Annotated in this window: 14 protein-coding genes; 3 read left to right on the top strand and 11 right to left on the bottom strand. The window is 69.1% G+C overall.

Annotation, left to right across the window (positions count from 1 at the left end):
• Positions 1-89: 89 nt before the first annotated feature.
• The 7 genes from AC3A84_RS12285 to AC3A84_RS12255 all read right to left on the bottom strand — a co-directional run bounded on the left by AC3A84_RS12285 (position 90) and on the right by AC3A84_RS12255 (position 10028).
• Positions 90-1244 carry a GGDEF domain-containing protein gene (locus tag AC3A84_RS12285; RefSeq protein WP_487969910.1) on the bottom strand — a complete coding sequence of 385 codons (1155 nt, stop codon included), beginning with the start codon at positions 1242-1244 and terminating at the stop codon, positions 90-92.
• Positions 1245-1790: 546 nt separating this feature from the next.
• A complete protein-coding gene (locus tag AC3A84_RS12280; RefSeq protein WP_487969909.1) occupies positions 1791-2960 on the bottom strand; it encodes a hypothetical protein in 1170 nt (389 codons plus the stop codon).
• Positions 2961-3032: 72 nt separating this feature from the next.
• A complete protein-coding gene (locus tag AC3A84_RS12275; protein WP_487969907.1) occupies positions 3033-5867 on the bottom strand; it encodes an ATP-binding protein in 2835 nt (944 codons plus the stop codon).
• Between the two features lie 6 nt (positions 5868-5873).
• The gene (locus AC3A84_RS12270) at positions 5874-6593 is read right to left on the bottom strand and encodes a hypothetical protein (protein ID WP_487969905.1); all 720 of its coding nucleotides are present in this window, start codon (positions 6591-6593) and stop codon (positions 5874-5876) included.
• Between the two features lie 24 nt (positions 6594-6617).
• The gene (locus AC3A84_RS12265) at positions 6618-8048 is read right to left on the bottom strand and encodes a hypothetical protein (protein WP_487969903.1); all 1431 of its coding nucleotides are present in this window, start codon (positions 8046-8048) and stop codon (positions 6618-6620) included.
• Positions 8045-8761, bottom strand: coding sequence for a 16S rRNA (uracil(1498)-N(3))-methyltransferase (locus AC3A84_RS12260; RefSeq protein ID WP_487969902.1), 717 nt, complete (start codon positions 8759-8761; stop codon positions 8045-8047). The genes AC3A84_RS12265 and AC3A84_RS12260 overlap by 4 nt, the downstream gene beginning before the upstream one ends.
• Before the next feature lie 76 nt (positions 8762-8837).
• Complete coding sequence (locus tag AC3A84_RS12255; RefSeq protein ID WP_487969900.1) at positions 8838-10028, bottom strand: aminoglycoside phosphotransferase family protein; 1191 nt, start codon at positions 10026-10028, stop codon at positions 8838-8840.
• Positions 10029-10111: 83 nt separating this feature from the next.
• Here AC3A84_RS12255 and AC3A84_RS12250 point away from each other — a divergent pair, with 83 nt between their 5' ends.
• The 3 genes from AC3A84_RS12250 (at position 10112) to rsmA (ending at position 15000) form a co-directional block, all read left to right on the top strand.
• Positions 10112-12643, top strand: coding sequence for an LPS-assembly protein LptD (locus AC3A84_RS12250; protein WP_487969899.1), 2532 nt, complete (start codon positions 10112-10114; stop codon positions 12641-12643).
• An 84-nt stretch (positions 12644-12727) separates the two neighbouring features.
• Positions 12728-14221, top strand: a complete 1494-nt coding sequence (locus AC3A84_RS12245; protein ID WP_487969898.1) for a peptidylprolyl isomerase — start codon at positions 12728-12730, stop codon at positions 14219-14221.
• A complete protein-coding gene (rsmA, locus tag AC3A84_RS12240) occupies positions 14218-15000 on the top strand; it encodes a 16S rRNA (adenine(1518)-N(6)/adenine(1519)-N(6))-dimethyltransferase RsmA (RefSeq protein ID WP_487969897.1) in 783 nt (260 codons plus the stop codon). The genes AC3A84_RS12245 and rsmA overlap by 4 nt, the downstream gene beginning before the upstream one ends.
• Positions 15001-15392: 392 nt before the next feature.
• Here rsmA and AC3A84_RS12235 read toward each other — a convergent pair whose 3' ends face one another.
• From AC3A84_RS12235 to AC3A84_RS12220, 4 genes are all read right to left on the bottom strand, one after another.
• Complete coding sequence (locus tag AC3A84_RS12235; RefSeq protein WP_487970072.1) at positions 15393-15818, bottom strand: barstar family protein; 426 nt, start codon at positions 15816-15818, stop codon at positions 15393-15395.
• Between the two features lie 144 nt (positions 15819-15962).
• Positions 15963-16367: a guanyl-specific ribonuclease gene (locus AC3A84_RS12230; protein WP_487969895.1), complete on the bottom strand. Its 405-nt coding sequence runs from the start codon at positions 16365-16367 to the stop codon at positions 15963-15965.
• A gap of 155 nt (positions 16368-16522) precedes the next feature.
• Positions 16523-18835 (bottom strand): NADP-dependent malic enzyme, encoded by a 2313-nt coding sequence (locus tag AC3A84_RS12225; RefSeq protein ID WP_487969894.1) that lies wholly within the window; start codon positions 18833-18835, stop codon positions 16523-16525.
• A 192-nt stretch (positions 18836-19027) separates the two neighbouring features.
• On the bottom strand, positions 19028-20185 hold the full coding sequence (locus AC3A84_RS12220; protein WP_487969893.1) for a sensor domain-containing diguanylate cyclase: 1158 nt from the start codon (positions 20183-20185) through the stop codon (positions 19028-19030).
• Between the last annotated feature and the right edge of the window lie 169 nt (positions 20186-20354).

Raw genomic sequence — 20354 nt, 5'->3', positions numbered from 1 at the left:
CCGTTGGCCGCAAAAGGGCATTGCGCCGAGGCCAGGCGCTCTTGTTTCCATAGTGAAAACGGTGGGGCGCCCGCCAGTCCGTCAGTCCGTCAGTCGGCCCAGACCACGCGGTCGCGCCCGCCGGCCTTGGCGGCGTAGAGGGCGATGTCCGCTCGCTCCAGCGCGGCTTCCAGGCGCTCGCCAGCGCCCACGCAGGCCACGCCTATCGACACCGTGATGCGCAGCGCCGGCAATTCGGGCCGCACCGTGCGGGGTTGGGACACCTGCATGCGCAGTCGTTCCAGCAGCGCATCGGCCTCCGGCCGGGGGGTGTCGCAAAGCATCAGCACGAATTCCTCGCCGCCCCAGCGCGACAGGATGTCGCCCTGGCGCAAGGCCTGGCGTGCCGTGTGCGCGAACGACTGCAGTGCCAGGTCTCCCACGGCATGGCCATAGGTGTCGTTGACGACCTTGAAATGGTCCACGTCCAGCTGAGCCAACAGCGGCTGCATCTTGCCGCGCTGGGCCCGCATCACCTCATGCCGCATCAGCTCGAGCATGTGGCGCCGGTTGGGCAGCCCCGTCAGTTCATCGTGCGTGGCCTGCTGCCGGATCTGCTCGAGCGCCAGCGCCAGCTCCTGGCGCTGGCGGCGCAAGCGGTTGCGCTTTCTCTGTATCCGATGCGTGAGGAAGGTGCTGCCGATCAGCAGCACCACCACCATGATCGCGTAGCTCGCCGACAGGCTGGCCCGCTGGTCGTAGTAGCCACGCCAGTCCACCACCAGGATGGCCATGGCGAAGAGGGCAAGCGCGTAGCACATCACTCCCAGCATCTGCCGAGCCGTGAGCCCGAACATGCCGAACATCACGATGACGGCGAGGATCGGCAGCGTCAGGCCCCGGGCGGGGACGGCCACGATTCCGAAGGCCATGGCGGTGCATGTGATGCTGTAGAGGATTTGCGCAGCCGTGAGGGACGGGTCCGCGAAACGGAGCGCGAAGCCGCTGCGGATCAGCCCGAATATCACCGCCATGCCCATCATGCTGAGCCCTGCCCACGCGTTGACCAGCCGCGGTTCCGCCAGCCCGGCCCGTGACAGGATCTGCACGGTCAGGATGCAGCAGAGCATCAGCAGATTGGCCAGCATGCACATCGTCAGCCGATGCCGCTGCTGCCAGTCGGTGGTGAGAACGACGTCCAGCACCGCATGCCAGGCGCTGGCGAGGCGGTTGCGGGCAATGGTCGGCTGTGAAGCCTCGGTCAAGGCTGGATCCTGTTCTGATGAGGGGGGCAGAGGGCGGGGGCGCAGCGGCTCGCTTTCGGGCGTGGCGTTGGACGGGTGTTCTCCGCTGTGCTGGCGCCTCGGGCCACCCTCCAGCGCTTCGGCAGTGGGGCTCCGGGCTTGAGCGCATGGGGGCGCCACGATGACAGCGGTGCGCCTGGCCCGGACGGAGACCTCCGCCTTGGTGTGCCCTCGCGGGGCCGCCAGCGACCTGGGACGTGGGCGTGAAGGATGACAGCCGCTGTCATGGTGGTTGCTGATGGTCGCCTAGACGGAGAAGAAAGTAAGTCGCATTTTTTAACAAATTATGCCTTTTGTTCACAAAATGTAGCGAATGGCGCTGCCATCTCGGGGGAATCCGTTCGCCAAGAAGCATTTCACGGGGGTGTCTGAACGCCCCTGCCGCGCCGCACCGTGGCGCAGGGCCGGCCCGGGGGCCAACGCCGCAAAACCTCGCTCAGATTCTGCGGTGCAGGGTTGTGACGAGCGCGGCCGGGCGGGCCGCTGGCGCGGGCCTCCCGCCACCCGTCAGAGCCATGCTTCCTGCTCTGCCTTGCGGCCGATCCGATCCATCGCATCGCGCAGTTGGGCCATGGGCTCGGGCAGGTCGTTGCGCGCCGCCAGGCGTGCCAGCGCTGTGCGATCGAACGCGTTGTGCGGCAACGTGGGGCCGTGCTGCCAGAGCGCCGCCTCCATCTTGTAAGGTGCCCAATCCAGCCCCCGTGCCGTCCACAAGGCCGCAGCCGTCATGGCGATATCAATGCCGGCGGGGTCGGGATCGCAACTGATGTGCGCGGGCGCAGGTGCATGCGCCAGTAACGAGCTCAGTGCGTTGAGCCACTCCTCGGGAGGTCTTCCCGGCAGCCAGACCACGCAGGTGCCTGGCGCCGCCTGCATGGCCTGCCGTTCGAAGCTGGTGCGGTTTTCGATGAGCCAGTAGCGCTCTGGCGCGCGAACGATCTGGGCGTCGCCTGCCAGTGTGCTCAGGGGCAGGCCGCAAAAGCCGGTGGCGTTCACATCCACGCGCCCCCTGGCGGTCTGCAGGGAAAGGCTGCCGCCGAGCCACAGGATGAACGCGAGCTTTTCGATCCCCAGGGCAGGCAGAGGCACATGGGTGTCCAGCCACTTCCATTCAACGGGCGTGATGTCCTTCGTCGCATGACGCGCGTACAGCGCGAAGTCCCTGCGTTTGCCGAAGCGCTGCTCGGCATGCCAGGCCGCGAGGGCGTGCAGCAGTTCCGCCCGGGCTTCCAGCTGGCTGGCGCTCCAGGTGCTCTCCAGGCAACTCCCGATGGCTGACTGAAGCCAGGGGCACGCTTGCGCCAAGGTGAGCAGTTGCTGCCGGGTGCCGCTGCGCCTGGCATGGCGCTCTTGCTTCGTGGCAAGGCCGAACGCCTGCTGCAGCGCAGGGAGATCGCGCCACGCCAATCCCTGGATCTGCCACTCGCCTCGCACGCGTCTTTCGCGGGCGACAGCGGCGCCAGCGGCCACCAGCGCTTCCAGCAGCTCCTCGGCGCAGTCCAGCAGGTCCTTGCCGGCGTCTTCCAGCAGGGTCTGCCAGCGCCGCTGCTGCGCCTCTTTGGCCAGCCAGCGCTTGAGCAGGGTTTTCTGCCGGGCGTTGAGCTGCAGGTCCGGGTTCAGCGGGGCATCGCTCTGCCGGGTGCGGTCGCGGCCCTGGGTGTCGATAAGGAGGGTCATGGCATTCCTGGCGGGCAGGCGTGGCGACGCGGCATGGACGGCGCACGCGCGGGATGCGATTTTCCTCAATCCCTACGTGGGCAGTGCCTCCAGCACCGGTACGCCGCGCCGCTGCGCCACCGCGATGGGCGGCGCCCAGCGGCTGCCCTTGGGCTTCTTGCTGGTCACCAGGGTGATCTCGGCGGGCTCGAAGACTTCGAGGTTGTGGGTGATGGGGGTGGTCAGCACGTACTGTGCCTGCGTCGAGCGCAGGAAGTGGCCCACCAGCTGGATGTTGCGCACGTCCAGGTGGGCGAAGGGCTCGTCGATGAAGACGAAGCCGCCCGAGGCGCTTTCCTCGTCCTTGAGCAGCCCCACCAGCAGGATCAGCGACTTGATGACCTGCTGGCCGCCCGAGGCCTCGCCGTCGTTCAGGCCGATGCTGCCCTTGCCGTCGAAGGCGAACTGCACCTTCAGGCCCGCCTGGGCGAGCACGGTGTCGTCGTTCTCCAAGAGGGGCAGCTCGGCCGCCACTTCCACGCCGGCGAGGGCGCCCAGCTCCTGGATGTTCTTGCGGTAGCGGCGCACGGTGCTGCGCAGCACCTCGATGTAGCTCTCGCGCGCGTTCATAACGGCCGTGCCGGCCTGGACGTTCTTGACCTGGTGGTCGGCCAGGCTCGCGGCCTGCTCGCGCACCGTGACGTCCATGCGGCGATGGCGCTCCTCGACGGTGGCGTCCTGCTCCCAGCTGCCGTGCTCCAGCTCCTGCTCCACGGCCTGCAGGCGTAGCCGGGCCTGGGTGTCGTTGACGAAGTCCGCGACCAGCGAGGCGATGGTGGCCGGGGCCACCCAGCGCGCCGGAAAGCGCGCGCGCTGGGCCTGGCTGCGCTCCACCGCGCCGGCCTGGGCGCGGCGGCGGGCCGTCCAGTCCTGCGCCGCGCGTTCGCTCTCGCCGCGGGCGCGCTGCAGCTCCTTTTCGACGCGCTGGTGCTCATCGGTGAAGGCGCGGTGGCGTTCCTGGGCGCGCCCGGCATCGGTATCGAGCCGCTGCCAGCGCTGGGCGGCGGCGATGCGCGCCTGCCTGGCGGCGGGCAGCTCCGCGCGGGCCTGGGCGAATTCGTCGCTGCGGCGCGCCAGCTCTTCGGCGGCGCTGTGGCCTTCGAGGGCGCGGCGGGTGTCGGTGATCTGGCGCTTGACGGCCATGAGCCGGTCCAGCACGGGCGCGAGCTGCGCGTCGATCTGCGCCAGGTCGCGCTCGGCGGCCGAGCGGCGCGCATGCACGGCGGCGGCGCCGAACTGGTGGTCGCGCGGCTCCACCCACATGGAGCGGGCGCCGCGCCCGTCGTGCATGTAGGCCTGCGGCGTGATCCAGCTGCCGCCCAGGCGCTTGCCCTCGCGCGGGTCGGCCACGCAGCGCAGCTGCTGCAGCTGCTGCACAAGCCAGCGCGGCACGGGCGCGGTGAAGCGCACATGGGCCAGCAGTGTGCCGGGCTCGCCGCGCAGCACCTTCTCTCCGGGGCCGACGATGTAGTGCCGGAAGCGCTCGCGTTCGCCGAGGTCGTAGGCCTCGGCAAGGTCGCTGTCCTTGTCGAGCAGCGTCACCCAGCGGTGGCCGCGCAGCACGCCTTCGATGGCGGCACGCCAGGCCTCGTCGGCCACCTCGACCACTTCGGCCACAAACTGGTGGCCGATGCCCTGGGCCGCGAGGCGGCGGCGGAATTGCTGCACCTCCGCGGGCTGCGGCGGCAGCTGCTGGCCTTCCAGCGCCTTGAGGGCCTCGCCGGCGAGCTTGCGGCGCTGCTGCAGCACGCTGCGCTCGTCCTGCGCGGCGGCTTCCTGCTGCTGCAGGTCGGCCAGGTGCGCCTGCAGTTCGTCGGCGTTGCTGCCCTTGTCCACCAGGGCCAGCAGTTCGGCCTCGCGCCGGGCGATCTGCTCCAGCGGCGATTCGTGGCGCGTGGCGGTGTCGAGCTGGGCGCGGGCTTCGTTGCGCTCGGCCTGCAGGCGCTCGGCATCGGCCTGGGCGCGGGCGCCTTCATCCAGCAGGTGCAGCAGGCGCTTGTTCTGGATGGCCTGCTCGGCCAGCGCCGCGCGGTGCTGGCCCTTCTGGCGGCGCAGTTCGCGCGATTGCCGGGCCAGCCCTTCGCGCTCGCCGTGCCAGGCCAGCACGGGCAGCACCTCGGTGGCCAGGCGCTCGCGCTCGGCCAGCTTGAGCTGCCAGGTCTTGTAGCTGCTCACGCGGTTGTGCAGCTCGGTCAGCTGGGCGCGGGCATGCTGCAGCTCCTGCTCGGCCTGGGCCATTTCGCGCACCAGCTGCTGCTGGTGCTCGCGGGCCTGGTCGTAGGCGTCCAGCACCTGCTGGTCGCCGAACACGTCGAACACCAGCCGCAGCAGCTCGCGCGGGCTGAATTCGCACAGGCGGTCGGTCTGGCCCTGCTCCAGCGACAGCACGCGGGCGATGGCGGGCGAGAGGCCGGCAGCCGAGAGCACCCGTCCCCAGGCTTCCACGCCCATGAAGCCGAGGTCCTTCTCGGGCGTTGCCTGCAGCTGCTCGATGCTGGCGTCGCCTTCGAGCAGGCAGTAGCGGCGCTGCCAGTCGCCGCCGTTGCGGTCGATGCGGCAGGCCAGCGTGACCTGCTCGGTGTAGATCAGGCGCCGCGCGAACGGCCGGCTGGAGGTCTGGCGGCCCTGCGGCCGGTTGTCCACCACGGCGCGCAGCCAGGCGGTCTGCGCGCCGGCGTGGCGGGCGTAGGTGCGCCAGTCGCGCGGCGACGAGCAGCGCAGGCCCAGCAGCGTGCGCATGGCGTCCAGCAGCGTGGTCTTGCCCGAGCCGTTGGGGCCGGCGATGGTGATGATGGATGCGTCCAGCGGCAGGGCCACGCGCTGGCAGTAGTCCCAGTGGACGAGTTCGAGGGTCTGCAGGTGAAACAAGGGGCTTTACTCCTGCACTTCGTTTTTAATAGCGGTGTGCCCAGGCGCATCAAGGGCTGCGGCCGGTTCCGCCTCGGTGCTCGCTGCGGCGGCGGCATCGGCGCGCTCGCGCAGCAGCACGTCGGCCAGGGCGCCTTCGAGGATGCGCGAGGCCAGCACGTCGTAGTCCAGCAGCACGTCGAGCAGCGGGCCTTCGGCGATCTCGTCCTGGCGGCGCAGGATGAAGCCGTGGCGCTCCAGCAGCTTGAGGTTGGCGTCCAGGCGCAGCTTCTTGCCCAGCTGCGGGCCGTAGTCCTCCAGCAGGGTCTTGTACGACAGCACGGGGCTGGACACGCTCGCTGCCGGCAGCGGCTTGGCGCCGGGAAAGAAGTCGCTCTGGCCGGCATCGGCCTCCTGCACACGGCTGGTCTGGCGTTCGCGCTTCGGTAAAACGATGAGCGCCCACAGCACCACCAGCAGCGCCTGCGCGTCGCGCGGCAGCTCCAGGTTGTTGTTGGCGTTGGCGCCGGCTTCGCCCAGCACGGCGTTCTGCGCGGCGGGCAGGAGGCCCAGGCAGACATGGTCGGCGTAGATGCTGTCGAGAAAGCGCAGGCCGGACTGCGCGAGGCGCTGTTCGACCAGGGCGAAGAGTTCGGCATCGACCAGCGCGCGCTTGACGCGCGGGTGGCTGCGCGGCAGCCAGCGGCGGGCCAGCAGTTCGGAGATGAGGAGGGCGGCTTCGTCCATGGAATCGATCGTGTTCGGGGGCGGTCAGTCGTCTTGGCGGGCGGGCGCAGCGGCTTCGGCGGGTGGTGAGGGGTGGGGGGCTGCGTCTGCGGGCACCAGCGTGCCGCGGCTCAGGCGCCGGACCTGGGGGTGGTCCAGCGCGTCGGTGGCCGGCTCCCACTGCACGCGCCAGGGCTGGCGCGCCAGCTCGCCCGTGGCGCCGGGCAGCACGGCGGCCTGCGGGTCGCCCAGCAGGGGCAGCAGCTGGGTCTTGTAGGCCACCTGGGCGTAGCGGGCGTCTTCGCCGCCGGCGGCATGCAGCAGGGCGTCCGCCACGGTGCGCGGGGTGGCGGCAGCAGCATCGTCCCCAGGCAGGTTCCAGCCGGCCAGCAGGGCGCAGAGGTCGGTCAGCTCGTGCGGCAGCGCCACGGCGGCCAGCGAGCCGGCGGGCGCGGCCTGCGGCTGGGGCAGGTCCTCGGGCGCTTCGAGGGTGGGGCGGTCGCGCTCGAATTCGGCCTCCGTGACGTCCAGCAGCTCGTGTGGGGCCAGCGCGGCCAGGAAGGGTGTGGGCGCGGCCAGCGCGCCGCGCAGCAGCCGGTGCGGGTGGGGCGTGGACTGCAGCCAGCGCTTGACGTCGGTGCTGGTCAGGCCCGTGGTGCCCAGCGTGACGCGCTGGCGGTCCACCTGCTGCAGCGCCCGGTTGAACTGGCTGGCCATGGCCAGCAGGCGCGACTGGGCCTGGCCCAGGCCGCGCGCGGCGCGCTCCAGCGCGATGTGGCCGTGGGCGTTGGAGATGATGGCGGTGATGGCTTCGGACGCCCGGTCGATCAGCGTGGCCGCGCGGTCGTAGCGCTTGCGCGCCTCGCGCAGGCGGAATTCGGAGCCGCTGGCGATGGCGTCGGCGAATTCGCCGTGCAGCCGCGCCAGCTGCGCGTGCAGCAGCTGCACCTGGCCGGCATCGACATGGCCCAGCTGGTTGGCGCCGACCACCGAGCCCAGCAGCGCGGCCAGCTCGCTGCCTTCGTCGTCGCCATCGAGCGGCGGGGCCTCGCTCGCCAGCGGCGAGATCAGGCCGGCCACGCGCTGGGCCAGCGGGGGCAGGGCGTAGGCGCGCTGGGTCTCGTCCCAGGCCAGCAGGCCCGCGTCGCGCAGGCGCTTGAGCACGGTCTCCAGCGCCTCGGGGCGCAGGGCGTGGAACAGCTCGTCGATGCGCTCGCGCGGCAGCTGCGCCTCGCCGTGCACGGCCAGCTGCAGGAAGACCCACAGCCGCAGCTGCACCAGCGCGGCCGGGCCGTGGAAGAGGCCGCTGAGCGCGTGCGTCAGCGCCTGCTGCTGGGCGATGCGCCAGAGCAGGGGCGCGTCGGCAGCGGCGTCGGCATCGCGGAAGAAGTCGCTCAGGGCGGCGGCATCGCCGGCCAGCGGCAACGCCGCATCGGGCGGCTGCGCGGCCGCCGGAACGTGGGGGCCCGCGCTCATGCGAAGACCAGCTGTGCCAGCGCGGCGACGGAGGCGGTTTCGGCCCGCAGCACGCGCGCACCCAGGCTGGCGGGCGCGAAGCCGGCGGCGAAGGCCGCGTCTTCTTCCTGCGCGGTCAGCCCACCCTCGGGGCCGTGCAGTACCCACACCGCGCCGTCGCCGCCCGCCGCATCGCGCAGGGGCCGGCTGCCGGGGCGCAGCGAGAGCACCAGGCGGGTGCCGCTCGCTTCCGTCACGCTGCGCAGGCCTTCGGCCAGCGGCAGGGGCGGGTGGACGGTAGGAACGCGGTTGCGCCCGCACTGCTCGCAGGCGGCCACGGCGATGGCCTGCCAGTGCGCCTGGCGCTTGGCGGCGCGTTCGCCGGCGAGCTTGAGCACGCTGCGTGCGGCTGCCACGGGCTGGATGCTGGCGGCGCCCAGCTCGGTGGCCTTTTCGACCAGCCAGTCCATGCGTTCGTTGGCGGGCATGCCCACGATCAGGTGGACGGCGCGGGCGGCTTCGCGCTCGACGGGGTCGTGTGCGCCGACTTCGACCTCCACATCGGAGCGGCCCATCCGGGTGACGGTGGCGGCATGCTCGCCGCCCCGGCCGTCGAAGAGCGTGATGGCATCGCCCGGCTGCAGCCGCAGCACCTGCACATGGCGCGCGGCCGTGGGCGGCAGTGCCAGCACGGCGCCGGGGGCCAGGGGCAGAGGGCAGTGAAAACGGGGCATTGCTATGAAAAAAGAAGCTGCATGCGCTGGAATATCAAGCGCTGCGGGCTATTGGGTTCATGGGGCCGGGCCGGGGTCAGACGCGGCCGAAGGCGTAGCCGGTGGGCGCCGAGATGCCTTCGATCTGGTCGATCAGCCGCAGCAGGGGGCCCAGCTCGCGGTAGCGGCTGGCGGTGGAGCGGATGTAGCCGATGAAGCGCGGCGCGTCGGCCAGGTACTTGGGCTTGCCGTCGCGCAGCGTCAGGCGGGCAAAGATGCCGGCCACCTTCAGGTGGCGCTGCAGCCCCATCCATTCCACTTCGCGGTAGAAGGCGCCGAAATCGTCGCCCCAGCCGCTGGCGCTTGCGGCGCCGAGAATGCCCGCACGGCGGGCCTTTTCCCAGTAACGCACGGTAATGTCGATGACGAATTCCTCGTCCCACGAGATGAAGGCATCGCGCAGCAGGCTGGCGACGTCGTAGGTGACGGGGCCGTACACGGCGTCCTGGAAGTCGAGCACTCCCAGGGTACTTTGCAGTCCGCCGCTCGAGCCGCCGCCGGGCCGCCCCAAGGCGGCGAGGGCCCCCTCGGGGGGCAGCGAACCACGCGGAGCGGGGAGCGTGGGGGCCATCAGGTTCCGGGTCATGAAGTCGCGGTGGACGAAGACGGCCGGGGCGCTGAGGTTCTGCCGCACGATGGCGTCGAAGGCGCGCTGCAGCGTGGCCTGCTGGGTGTCGTCCAGCGCCAGGCCGCGGTGGCGGGCGATGTACCAGTCGGGAAAGAGCGCCAACTCGCGCCGCAGCAGGGCCTCGTCATAGGCCGGCAGCACGCCGGGGCGCGAGGCTGTCTGCCACTGCACCAGCGCGTCCACCGCCTGCAGGTACCAGCTGCGCGCGGCCTCGGGGCGGGCGGGGTCCAGGTGCTCTATGACGGTCTGCTGCCCCAGGTCGGACAGGAGCATGAAGCCGTGGGCCTCGTCCCAGGCCAGGATGTCCGGCACACGCAGGCCGGCGGCGTGCATCAGCTGCTGCACATGGGCGAAGGGGCGGCAGTCTTCCTTGTCGGGCGGCGCGTCCATGACGATGCAGCTGCCGGTGCCGTCGGCACGGTCCAGCCGCAGGTAGCGGCGAAAGCTCGCATCGGCGGACGCCGGGCGCAGGCTGTGCGCCAGCAGGCCGTGCGTGGCCGCCAGCGGGGCGAGCCAGGCATCGAAGGCGGCGTGGCGGGCCGGGTCGGCCCAGGTGGCGGGCGCGGAGCCGGAGGTGGGGGTGGGGCAAGGGTGGCTCATGGATAATCCGATTTTAGAACCCGGTCCGCCCCAAGCCGGGTGGCCCGCGGCGCCTGCGCCGGCACCGCCGAACGGCTGATTCCATGGACCGCTCTTCCTTGCCCGACCTGCTCTCATCGCTGCCTTCCCCGCTGACCGCCGCCTCCGCCGCTGCACCGCGCGCTCTCCGAATGCGCGGCCCGCGCCTGGAGCGCCGCATGCTGGCCCGGCTGGCCGCGTGGATGCTCTGCGGCGTGCCGCTGGGTGTGCTGGCCCAGGTGCAGCCGGGGGCGGGCGATCCTGAAGCGGCGCCGGCGGCCCGGGCCTCTTCAGCACCCGCCGTGGCAGCCGGCCCCGTGCTGCGCACCAGTCCCGTATTGCAAGAGGCCATTCCTGAGGGAACGCGCAGCCAGTTGCCCACCTTCGTCATGGGCGACCAGCTCACCTTGCAGCCCGACATCAAGGCCGATCTCGAAGGCCATGCCGAGCTGCGCCGGGGCGACACGGTGATCCATGCCGACCGCATGGAATACGACATGCCTACCGACCTGGCCACCGCCACCGGCCAGGTGCGCATCAACAATGCGGGCAACGTCTATCAGGGCTCGAAGCTGCAGCTGCGGGTGGATGAGTTCAGCGGCTTTTTCACCGACGCGAACTACCGTTTCCTCTCCAACTCGGCCCATGGCGACGCCTCGCGCGTGGATTTCATCGACCGCTCGCGCTCGGTCATCCACGAAGGCAACTACACCACCTGCCAGCGCACCGACGAGGCCGGCTGGCAGCCCGACTGGATCCTGCGCGCACGCACCATCCACCTGGACCGGGCGAACGACGTCGGCACGGCCGACAACGCCGTGCTCGAATTCAAGGGCGTTCCTATCCTGCCTGTGCCGCACCTGAGCTTTCCGCTGTCGGAGCGCCGCGTGTCCGGCCTGCTGCCGCCCACCATCGGCATCGACAGCGTGAGCGGCGCCGAATATTCGCAGCCCTACTACTGGAACATCGCGCCCAACCGCGACGCCACCATCACCCCCACGCTGCTGAGCAAGCGCGGCGTGAACGTGGGCGGCGAATTCCGCTATCTCGAGCCGACCTACAGCGGCACGCTGCTGGGCGACTACCTGCCGTCCGACCGCCTGCGCGACCGCGACCGGTGGGCCTGGGGCATCAAGCACCAGGCCGCCATCGACAGCCCCATCGGCGGCCTGGGCCTGAACGTGAACGTGCGCCGCGTGAGCGACGACCAGTACTGGCGCGACTTCTCGCTGCGCAGCCTGAACACCAACACCAGCAGCGCCGACCGGCTCAGCCAGCGTCTGCTGCCCGGTGAGGCATCGCTCTCCTGGGCCCAGGGCGACTACAGCGCCAGCGTGCGCACGGTGAAATGGCAGACCCTGCAAGACGTCGATTCGCCCATCGTGCCGCCCTACGACCGGCTGCCGCAGCTGCACTGGCGCTACGCGCCCTTCCTGCTGCCCGCCGGCTTCGATGCCAGCGTGGACGCCGACTACACCGACTTCCGCGCCGACAGCGTGCTGACCGGCCAGCCCAATGCCCGCCGCAGCTACGCCATGGCGCAGGTCAGCCGGCCCTTCCTGGCGTCCTGGGGCTTCATCACGCCGCGCGTGCAGCTGCATGCCTCGCAGTACGAATTCGACCGGCCGCTGGCCAACGGCGACCGCAACCGCCAGCGCACCGTACCCACCTTGAGCCTCGACAGCGGCCTGTTCTTCGAGCGCGATGCGAAGTACTTCGGCCGCAGCTTCTTGCAGACGCTGGAGCCGCGCGCCTTCTACACCTACACGCCCTACCGCGACCAGAGCATGCTGCCGGTGTACGACACGGCGGCGAACGACTTCAACTTCGCCTCCATCTATACCGAAAACGCCTTCGGCGGTAACGACCGCTTCGCCGACAACAACCTGCTCACCCTGGGCGTGACCAGCCGCCTGCTGGACCCGGATACCGGCGCCGAAGCCGTGCGCCTGGGCATCGCCCAGCGCCTGCGCTTTTCCGACCAGCGCGTGACCATGCCCGGCGGCACGCCCGTGGACGACCGCCTCTCCGACGTGCTGCTCGGCGCCGGCATCAACTGGACGCCGAAGTGGAGCTTGGACACGCTGGTGCAGTACAACCCCGACACGGGCCGCTCGCAGCGCACCACCGTGGGCGCGCGCTACAGCCCCGGCAAGTACCGCACCATCAGCGCCGCCTACCGCCTGCAGCGTGTGACCGACCTCATCACCGAGCCCAGCGAGCAGATCGACGTGGGCTGGCAATGGCCGCTGTCCGCGCTCTGGGGTGGGCGCGACGACAAGCCGCTGAACGAAGGCGGCCGCTGGTACACCGTGGGCCGTCTCAACTACAGCCTGAAGGACCGCCGCCTGGTGGATTCCGTGATGGGTGTGGAATACGAAGGCTGCTGCTGGATCGGCCGGGTCGTGCTGGAGCGAATGCAGAACTCCCTGAACACCACCAACAGCCGCCTGCTGTTCCAGATCGAATTCCGCGGCTTCTCGCGCCTGTCGGTCGGCGCCAACCCGCTGACCAGCCTGCAACGGAACGTCCCCGGCTACCAGGTGCTCCAACAAGGCAGCGGCACGCCGCCCAGCCGTTTCTCCAACTACGATTGACGCCTTCCGTCCGCCCAGCCCGCCGGGTCCGCCCCGGGCGGGGCGGCAGGCTCCGCACTCACTTCCTTCTTGTCTGAACACGCCATGAAACAACGCGCCATCACCCTGGGGCTGGCCTGCCTGAGCGCCCTGGCTAGCGTCCTGCCGCCCGCAGCCGTCCATGCCCAAGGGCTCCGCCCGTCGGCTGGCGCGACGGCCACCCCGGGCCTGGGCGACAGCGCCGGCAGAGGCAATGCCGGCACCGGCCCGCGCAGCGGCAAGGGCAGCAGCGGCGCCGCGTCGTCGCGCGGGCTGCCGGCCATCACCCTGCCGCCCGCGGGCGCCGCCAGCAGCACTGCGGCCGCGCAGCCGCGCCAGGCCGACTACATCGTGGCGGTGGTCAATTCCGAGCCCATCACCAACAATGAGGTGCGCAGCCGCATGGCGAGGGTGGCACAGCAGATCGCCTCCCAGGGCGGCCCGCAGCCCACGTCCGCGCAGCTGTCCAAGGACGTGCTGGAGCGCCTGATCCTCGACAAGATCCAGCTGCAGCTGGCGGCCGAGAGCGGCATCAAGGTGGACGATCTCGCGGTATCCCAGGCCGCCCAGTCCGTGGCGCGGCAAAACAGCGTGAGCATGGACGAGATGTACCGTCGCTTGTCGCAGGACGGCATCACCCGCGACCGCTTCCTGCAGGAGCTGCGCAACCAGCTGCTCATGCAGCGGCTGCGCGAGCGTGAGGTCGAATCCCGCGTGCGCGTGAGCGACCTGGATGTGGACCAGTACCTGCGCGAACAGCAGAACACCACCGATCCGTCCAAGGTCGAGATCAATCTGGGTCACATCCTCGTCGTGGTGCCCGAGAACGCCTCGCCCGAGATCGTCGAGCAGCGCCGCGCGCGTGCGCAGAAGGCGGCCGACCGGGTGCGCGCCGGCGAAAATTTCGCCACGGTGGCGCGGGAGACCTCGGACGCCTCCGAAGCTGCCTCCGGTGGCGAGCTGGGCTTGCGCCCGGCCGATCGCTATCCCGAACTCTTCGTGAGCGCCACGCAGAACGCGGCCGTCGGCAGCATCGTTGGCCCGATCCGCTCGCCCGCCGGCTTCCACGTGCTCAAGGTGCTCGAGCGCAACAAGGGCGCCGTCGCCGCCATGGCCCTGCAGACGCATGCCCGCCACATCCTGCTGCGTGTGGGTCCCCAGCTGTCGGAATCCCAGGCGGCCGACCGGCTGGCCGACTATCGCCGCCGCATCCAGGCCGGCACCGCCGACTTCGCCTCGCTGGCGCGCGAACACTCGCAGGACGGCAGCGCCAAGGACGGCGGCGACCTGGGCTGGGCCGGCCCGGGCCGCTACGTGCCCGAATTCGAGGAGGCGCTCAACGGCCTCCAGCCTGGCGAGATCAGCCAGCCCGTGGTGTCGCGCTTCGGCGTTCACCTGATCCAGCTGCTGGACCGGCGCGAAGCCAAGCTCACCCAGCGCGAGCAGCGGGACATGGTGCGCGACGTCGTGCGCGAGAAGAAGCTTGACGAGGCCTATGCCAACTGGGTGCAGGACATCCGCGGCCGCGCTTACGTCGAATACCGCGACCCACCGCAATGAGCAATCCCGGCAGCCACGGCAAACACGTCGCGCGCAAGCGCTTCGGCCAGCATTTCCTGAGCGACGGCGGCATCATCGACGCCATCGTGCGGGCCATCGACCCGCGCCCCGGCCAGCCCATGGTCGAGATCGGCCCCGGCCTGGCCGCGCTCACGCAGCCCCTGGTCGAGCGCCTGGGCCGCCTCACCGTCATCGAACTCGACCGCGACCTGGCGGCCCGGCTGCGCCTGCACGGCCAGCTCGACGTGATTGAGTCCGATGTACTGAAAGTGGACTTCGCCCAGGTGCAGCAAGCGCTGGGTGCTCCGAAAATCAGAGTGGTGGGCAATCTGCCCTACAACATCTCCACGCCCATCCTGTTTCACCTGCTGGAGCATGTGGACGTCATCGAAGACCAGCATTTCATGCTGCAAAAGGAAGTCATCGACCGCATGGTGGCCCAGCCCGCCACCAGCGACTACGGGCGTCTTTCGGTGATGCTGCAGTGGCGCTACGCCATGGAAGACGTGCTCTTCGTGCCGCCCGAAAGCTTCGACCCGCCGCCGCGCGTGGACAGTGCCGTCGTGCGCATGGTGCCCCGCACAGAGCCCATGCCGGTGGCCCCCCAGCTGCTGGAGGAGTTGGTGCAGGTGGCTTTCAGCCAGCGCCGCAAGCTGCTGCGCCACACCTTGGGCCGCTGGCTCGAAGCGCGCCATTTCGCCGGCACCTTCGACACCCAGCGCCGCGCCGAGGAAGTGCCCGTGGCCGAGTACGTGGCGCTGGCGCAAGCCTGCTGCTAGAAACAGAGCGAAAAGTCGCCGTGGATCAAGGGCTTTAGCCTTGTCTCATCCTGGCGGTCCGGAATGGCGCCGCTCCAGCCAGAGACACCGTGGATCTGGCTTTGCCATACCACTGGTGTCGTCCCCCTTCCCGAATGGCGCAGCCACTCGAGAGAAGGGGGAAGGCGCGCAGGCGCCTCAGGGGGATGTACCGAATCAGGCCGCCGCGAGCCAATACCCCGCATTGAACGGGCTGCTCATGCGCAGCGCCAGCGGCGAAACGTCCACCAGCTTGTCGGTAGGCATCTTCTCGCCCGAAGAGGGCTCGATCACGATCTCGGTGGCCGGGGCGGGGGCTGCCTTGACGCCAGCCTCGCTGGCCCGTTCTGCCTGGCCAGTGGTTGCAGAACGGGCTACAGAAAAGAATAGAAGCAGCGGAACGGGATCTTGCGGTCGGCCCAGTAGTCGGCGGCGTCTCGGAAGATGTCGAGCAGCTGCTCGCGGGCTTCCTTGTCGAACTTCACCGTGGCGGGAATCTGTTCCAGCACCACGATGAAGCCCGGCTGCGGGCCCGACTTGTGCAGCGGGTCCGTCATGCAGTCGTACAGCGCGTCGAAGTTCTTGCCGAAGTGCGCCGGAAAGGTGAATTGCGCGGCAATCAGGTCGAGAACGTCCTGCTTGGTCTGCGCATGTGCCAGGTTGGCGTACAGGAAATGGTGACCGAGGTGGCTGGCGGCAGTTTGCAGATCCTGGACCCGGAAGGCCCGGATCGACTGCACGATGTTGCCGCGCACGCCGCGCAAGGGGTTTTCCTGATCTTTACGAAGTGGCGTTTCCATCTCCGCTGCTCTTTCTTTAGATGTCCACAAAATTGAGGCCAGCCAGACGGGTGGGGGAGTCTGCTGGAGAAAATCTTCCGTCACGCGATATCGGTCCGGTGCCTTCGCACCGGGCGGCGGGCGTGCTGACCGCCGTCCCGTTTGTCATTCCTGGATGACCCGAAAGCTCGCGTAGTGGTCGCTGGTGTAGTAGCAGGCGTCTGGCGTGCGTGGCGGGCCACCGCAGACGATGCGACGTGCTCCCCGATTGCGCGCTCCAGGCGTGGCGACCGTGTACTCACGGTAATAGCCCCGCTTGCTCGCCGGCAGCAACCGCTCGCGGTTGCCGAACACCGATCCATCCTTGTCATGCGGGAAAGGGCCGCCCTGGTGGATCAGGGCGTAAGTTGCTCGCCCTTGTGGGGGCAACTCTGCCAATGCGATAGGGGGGGAACCGGTGATTTCCGGCGTGTTACGAGCCGATGCCGCCATGGGAGCCAGCGCGAACGCCAGTCCCAGAACACCTGCCCAACTTGCTTTGTACGCCTGCAGGGCGACAGCCTTCAACATCCACTACGCCTTTCAGAAACTACGGGTTAACCCGGAATTTCGAGCCATTAGTGTGACGGAAAGGTGCTCAAAAAGCAAGCGCCTGCCCAATTGTTGGGCAGGCGCCATGCACTGAAAGTGCGCCAAAAAGTTAGCGCTTGCTCGGTCCTACGGGCTTAGCGGGCCGCGTTGGCGTCGGCGACGGTCAAGGCCGTCATGTTGACGATGCGGCGCACAGTGGCGCTCGCCGTCAGGATGTGCACCGGTTCGGAAGCTCCCAGCAACACCGGGCCGATGGCGATGCCGCCGCCGGCGGCCGTCTTCAGCAGGTTGTAGGAGATATTGGCCGCGTCGATGTTGGGCAGCACCAGCAGGTTGGCGCTGCCGGACAGCGTGCTGTGCGGCATGACCTGGGCGCGCAGCGCGGCATCCAGCGCCACGTCGCCGTGCATCTCGCCGTCCACTTCCAGCCAGGGCGCTTGAATGCGCAGCAGGTCCAGGGTCTCGCGCATCTTCACGGCGCTGGGCTGGTTGCTGGATCCGAAGTTGGAATGCGACAGCAGCGCCGCCTTGGGCTTGATGCCGAAACGCATCATTTCCTCGGCCGCCATCACGGTGATCTCGGCCAGCTGCTCGGCCGTGGGGTCGTAGTTGACGTGCGTGTCCACGAGGAACACCTGGCGGTCGGGCAGCAGCAGGCCATTCATGCAGGCATAGGTGTTCACGCCGGCGCGCTTGCCGATCACCTGGTCGATGTAGTTCAGGTGGTGCGCCGTGTTGCCCCAGGTGCCGCAGATCATCCCGTCCACCTCGCCCTTGTGCAGCAGCATGGCGGCGATCAGCGCCAGCCGGCGGCGCATCTCGATCTTGGCGATGGGCACCGTGATGCCCTTGCGCTCCGTCATGCGGTGGTACGTCTGCCAGAAATCGCGGTAGCGGTGGTCGTTTTCGACGTTGACGACGTCGTAGTCCACGCCTTCCTTCAGGCGCAGGCCGAACTTCTCGATGCGCTGGGCGATGATGGCCGGACGGCCGATCAGCGTGGGGCGGGCGATCTTCTCGTCCACCACGATCTGCGCTGCGCGCAGCACGCGCTCTTCCTCACCTTCGGCGTAGGCCACGCGCTTCTTGGCGGCCAGCTTGGCAGCGTTGACGATGGGCTTCATCATCGTGCCGGAGGCATAGACGAAGGTCTGCAGATGGTCGCGGTAGGCGTCCATGTCGGCGATGGGGCGCTGGGCCACGCCGCTGTCGGCGGCGGCCTGCGCCACGGCCGGTGCGATCTTGATCATCAGCCGCGGGTCAAACGGCTTGGGGATCAGGTATTCCGGGCCGAAGGCCAGCGGCTCGCCCACATAGGCGGCGGCCACCACTTCGCTTTGCTCGGCCTGGGCCAGCTCGGCGATGGCGTGGATGGCGGCGATCTCCATTTCCAGCGTAATGGTCGTCGCGCCACAGTCCAGCGCACCGCGGAAGATGTACGGGAAGCACAGGACGTTGTTGACCTGGTTCGGGTAGTCCGTGCGGCCGGTGGCCATCACCACGTCGCCGCGCACCGCGTGGGCGTCTTCGGGGGTGATTTCGGGGTTGGGGTTGGCCAGTGCGAAGATGACCGGGCGGGCGGCCATCTTGGCCACCATGGCGGGCTTGAGCACGCCGCCGGCCGACAGGCCCAGGAACACGTCGGCGCCTTCGATGACTTCGGCCAGCGTGCGGGCGTCGGTCTTCTGGGCGAACTGGATCTTGTCCTCGTCCATCAGCTCGGTGCGACCTTCGTAGACCACACCGGCCAGGTCGGTGACGAACACGTTCTCGCGCTTCAGTCCCACCTTCAGCAGCAGGTTCAGGCAGGCCAGCGCCGCGGCGCCCGCGCCGGAGGCGACCAGGCGCACTGCGCCGATGTCCTTGCCCACCACCTTCAGGGCGTTGATCATGGCGGCGGCCACGGTGATGGCAGTGCCGTGCTGGTCATCGTGGAAGACGGGGATATTGAGGCGCTTGCGCAGCTCGCGCTCCACGTAGAAGCACTCGGGCGCCTTGATGTCTTCGAGGTTGATTGCGCCGAAGGTCGGCTCCAGGGCGGCGATGACTTCGACCAGCTTGGCGGGGTCCTTTTCGTTGATTTCGATGTCGAAGACATCGACGCCGGCGAACTTCTTGAAGAGCACCGCCTTGCCTTCCATGACGGGCTTGGAGGCCAGCGCACCGATGTCGCCCAGGCCCAGCACGGCCGTGCCGTTGGAGATCACGCCCACCAGGTTGCCGCGCGAGGTGTAGCGGAATGCGGCGGCGGGGTCCTTGACGATTTCTTCGCAGGGAGCGGCCACGCCCGGCGAGTAAGCCAGCGCCAGATCGTGCTGGTTGACCATCTGCTTGGTGGCGGCGATGGCGATCTTTCCCGGCTTCGGAAACTCGTGGTATTCGAGGGCTGCTTGGCGCAGCAGGGCGCGTTTGTCAGGCGTGGCGTTAACCGGGGGGGTATCGGACATCAAGCGTCTCCACTGAAGGGTAGTTGCTGCACTCCGCATCACGACAGCCGTGGTGGTGCCAGCTTTGTAGGGGATCAGAATTGTAGGCCAGCGTTCGGTGGAAACCCTAGTAAGCAATTCCTCTTAGATCGGCGAAACACCTTTGCTGTGGGCGCCGGAATCCAGCGGATCGGAGCCGCGATGAGCATGGTGTCATGAATGCGCATCGCGCTGGGATTCCGTGTCCGACCCATGCACCGCCACCCGGTTGCGTCCCTGCAGCTTGGCCGCATATAGCGCCAGGTCGGCGCAGGCGGTCAGTGTCTGCGGCAGCGAGGCGTGCTCGGGGAAGGCCGCGAGGCCGCAGGACAGGGTGGCCGACATGCTCACCTCGCCGTAGCGCACCCGAAGGCCCTGGAAGGCTTCGCGCAGGGCCTCGGCGCGCTCCAGTGCCACGGGCAGCGGCGTGTCGGCCAGCAGCAGAACGAACTCTTCGCCGCCGTGGCGGCAGGCCAGGTCCTGCGGGCGCACGTGGCTTTGCAGCAGCTGCGCCAGTGCCTGCAGCATGGCGTCGCCGGCCGCGTGGCCGTGCGTGTCGTTGATGCGCTTGAAGTGGTCGATGTCGATCATCAGCAGCGCCAGCGGCGTGCCGGCCTTGCGGCAGCGTTCCAGTTCCGGGGCCAGCACGGCATCTAGCTGGCGGCGGTTGAAGAGGCCTGTCAGCGGGTCGCGCAGTGCCAGGTCGCGCAGCCGCGTCTGCAGCGACAGGATTTCCTCGAACTGCAGGCGCAGGGTCTCGTTGTCGCGGTACTGGTTCATGGCGCGCACGTATCCGTCGTGCGCGAAGGCCACGAAGTACACGGTGAGCGATGCGATGCAAAACAGACCGGTGACCGTGTGGGTGGACGGGTCGAGCGGCCAGGTGCCGGCCACCGCCAGCCAGCCGCCGGCAGCCAACGCGATACCGCCGCCGGTGGTGAGCGCCAGCATGCGCAGGCCCTTGAGGTCGTAGAACACCACCATGTTGATGCAGTTGCCGATGATGAGGGAGAAGCTGAGCCACAGCGGCATGCCCAGAAAGCCCGACCACAGTCCGCCGAAGACCGCATCCAGATTGAAGTTCTGCAACTCGACGGCGCGTTGGTGCTGCGATCGCACGGCGCGCCAGTAGGCCAGCTGCGGGTAGATGAAGAACTGGAAGACCATCACCGCCCACAGCAGCGGGCTGGCCCCGGTAAACCACAGGTGCGATGCGATGGACAGCCCCAGCATGGCGTAGAAAACCGAGCGGTTGCGCCGGTTCATGCGGACCAGCCAATGCACCTTGCGGGGCGTCGGGGTGGTGGTGGCCTGGGCAGCGGGTGCGGGCATGGGCTGAGAGCGGGCTAGCAGGCGGGGGTGAGGCGCAAGGGTGATCGGACGCAGGCTGGTGAAACAACTGTAACAGTGGATGGTGGCGAAGCGAGTGTGCAGCCGGGCCCACAAGGGACCGCCCCGGTCGGCGCACAATCGCCGCCGTGGCGGCTTCGTCGCGCCGGCG

It is taken from the genome of Paracidovorax sp. (genome assembly GCF_057642795.1).
The sequence above is the reverse complement of the archived record's forward strand: the minus strand, read 5'-3'. Positions and strand labels throughout refer to the sequence as shown.

Bases quoted from the DNA above. Each gene is read 5' to 3' on its own strand.
- AC3A84_RS12280 (WP_487969909.1), bottom strand. From the start codon at position 2,960: ATGACCCTCCTTATCGACACCCAGGGCCGCGACCGCACCCGGCAGAGC.
- AC3A84_RS12270 (WP_487969905.1), bottom strand. From the start codon at position 6,593: ATGGACGAAGCCGCCCTCCTCATCTCCGAACTGCTGGCCCGCCGCTGG.
- AC3A84_RS12265 (WP_487969903.1), bottom strand. From the start codon at position 8,048: ATGAGCGCGGGCCCCCACGTTCCGGCGGCCGCGCAGCCGCCCGATGCG.
- AC3A84_RS12260 (WP_487969902.1), bottom strand. From the start codon at position 8,761: ATGCCCCGTTTTCACTGCCCTCTGCCCCTGGCCCCCGGCGCCGTGCTG.
- AC3A84_RS12255 (WP_487969900.1), bottom strand. From the start codon at position 10,028: ATGAGCCACCCTTGCCCCACCCCCACCTCCGGCTCCGCGCCCGCCACC.
- AC3A84_RS12250 (WP_487969899.1), top strand. From the start codon at position 10,112: ATGGACCGCTCTTCCTTGCCCGACCTGCTCTCATCGCTGCCTTCCCCG.
- AC3A84_RS12245 (WP_487969898.1), top strand. From the start codon at position 12,728: ATGAAACAACGCGCCATCACCCTGGGGCTGGCCTGCCTGAGCGCCCTG.
- rsmA (WP_487969897.1), top strand. From the start codon at position 14,218: ATGAGCAATCCCGGCAGCCACGGCAAACACGTCGCGCGCAAGCGCTTC.
- AC3A84_RS12235 (WP_487970072.1), bottom strand. From the start codon at position 15,818: ATGGAAACGCCACTTCGTAAAGATCAGGAAAACCCCTTGCGCGGCGTG.
- AC3A84_RS12230 (WP_487969895.1), bottom strand. From the start codon at position 16,367: ATGTTGAAGGCTGTCGCCCTGCAGGCGTACAAAGCAAGTTGGGCAGGT.
- AC3A84_RS12225 (WP_487969894.1), bottom strand. From the start codon at position 18,835: ATGTCCGATACCCCCCCGGTTAACGCCACGCCTGACAAACGCGCCCTG.
- AC3A84_RS12220 (WP_487969893.1), bottom strand. From the start codon at position 20,185: ATGCCCGCACCCGCTGCCCAGGCCACCACCACCCCGACGCCCCGCAAG.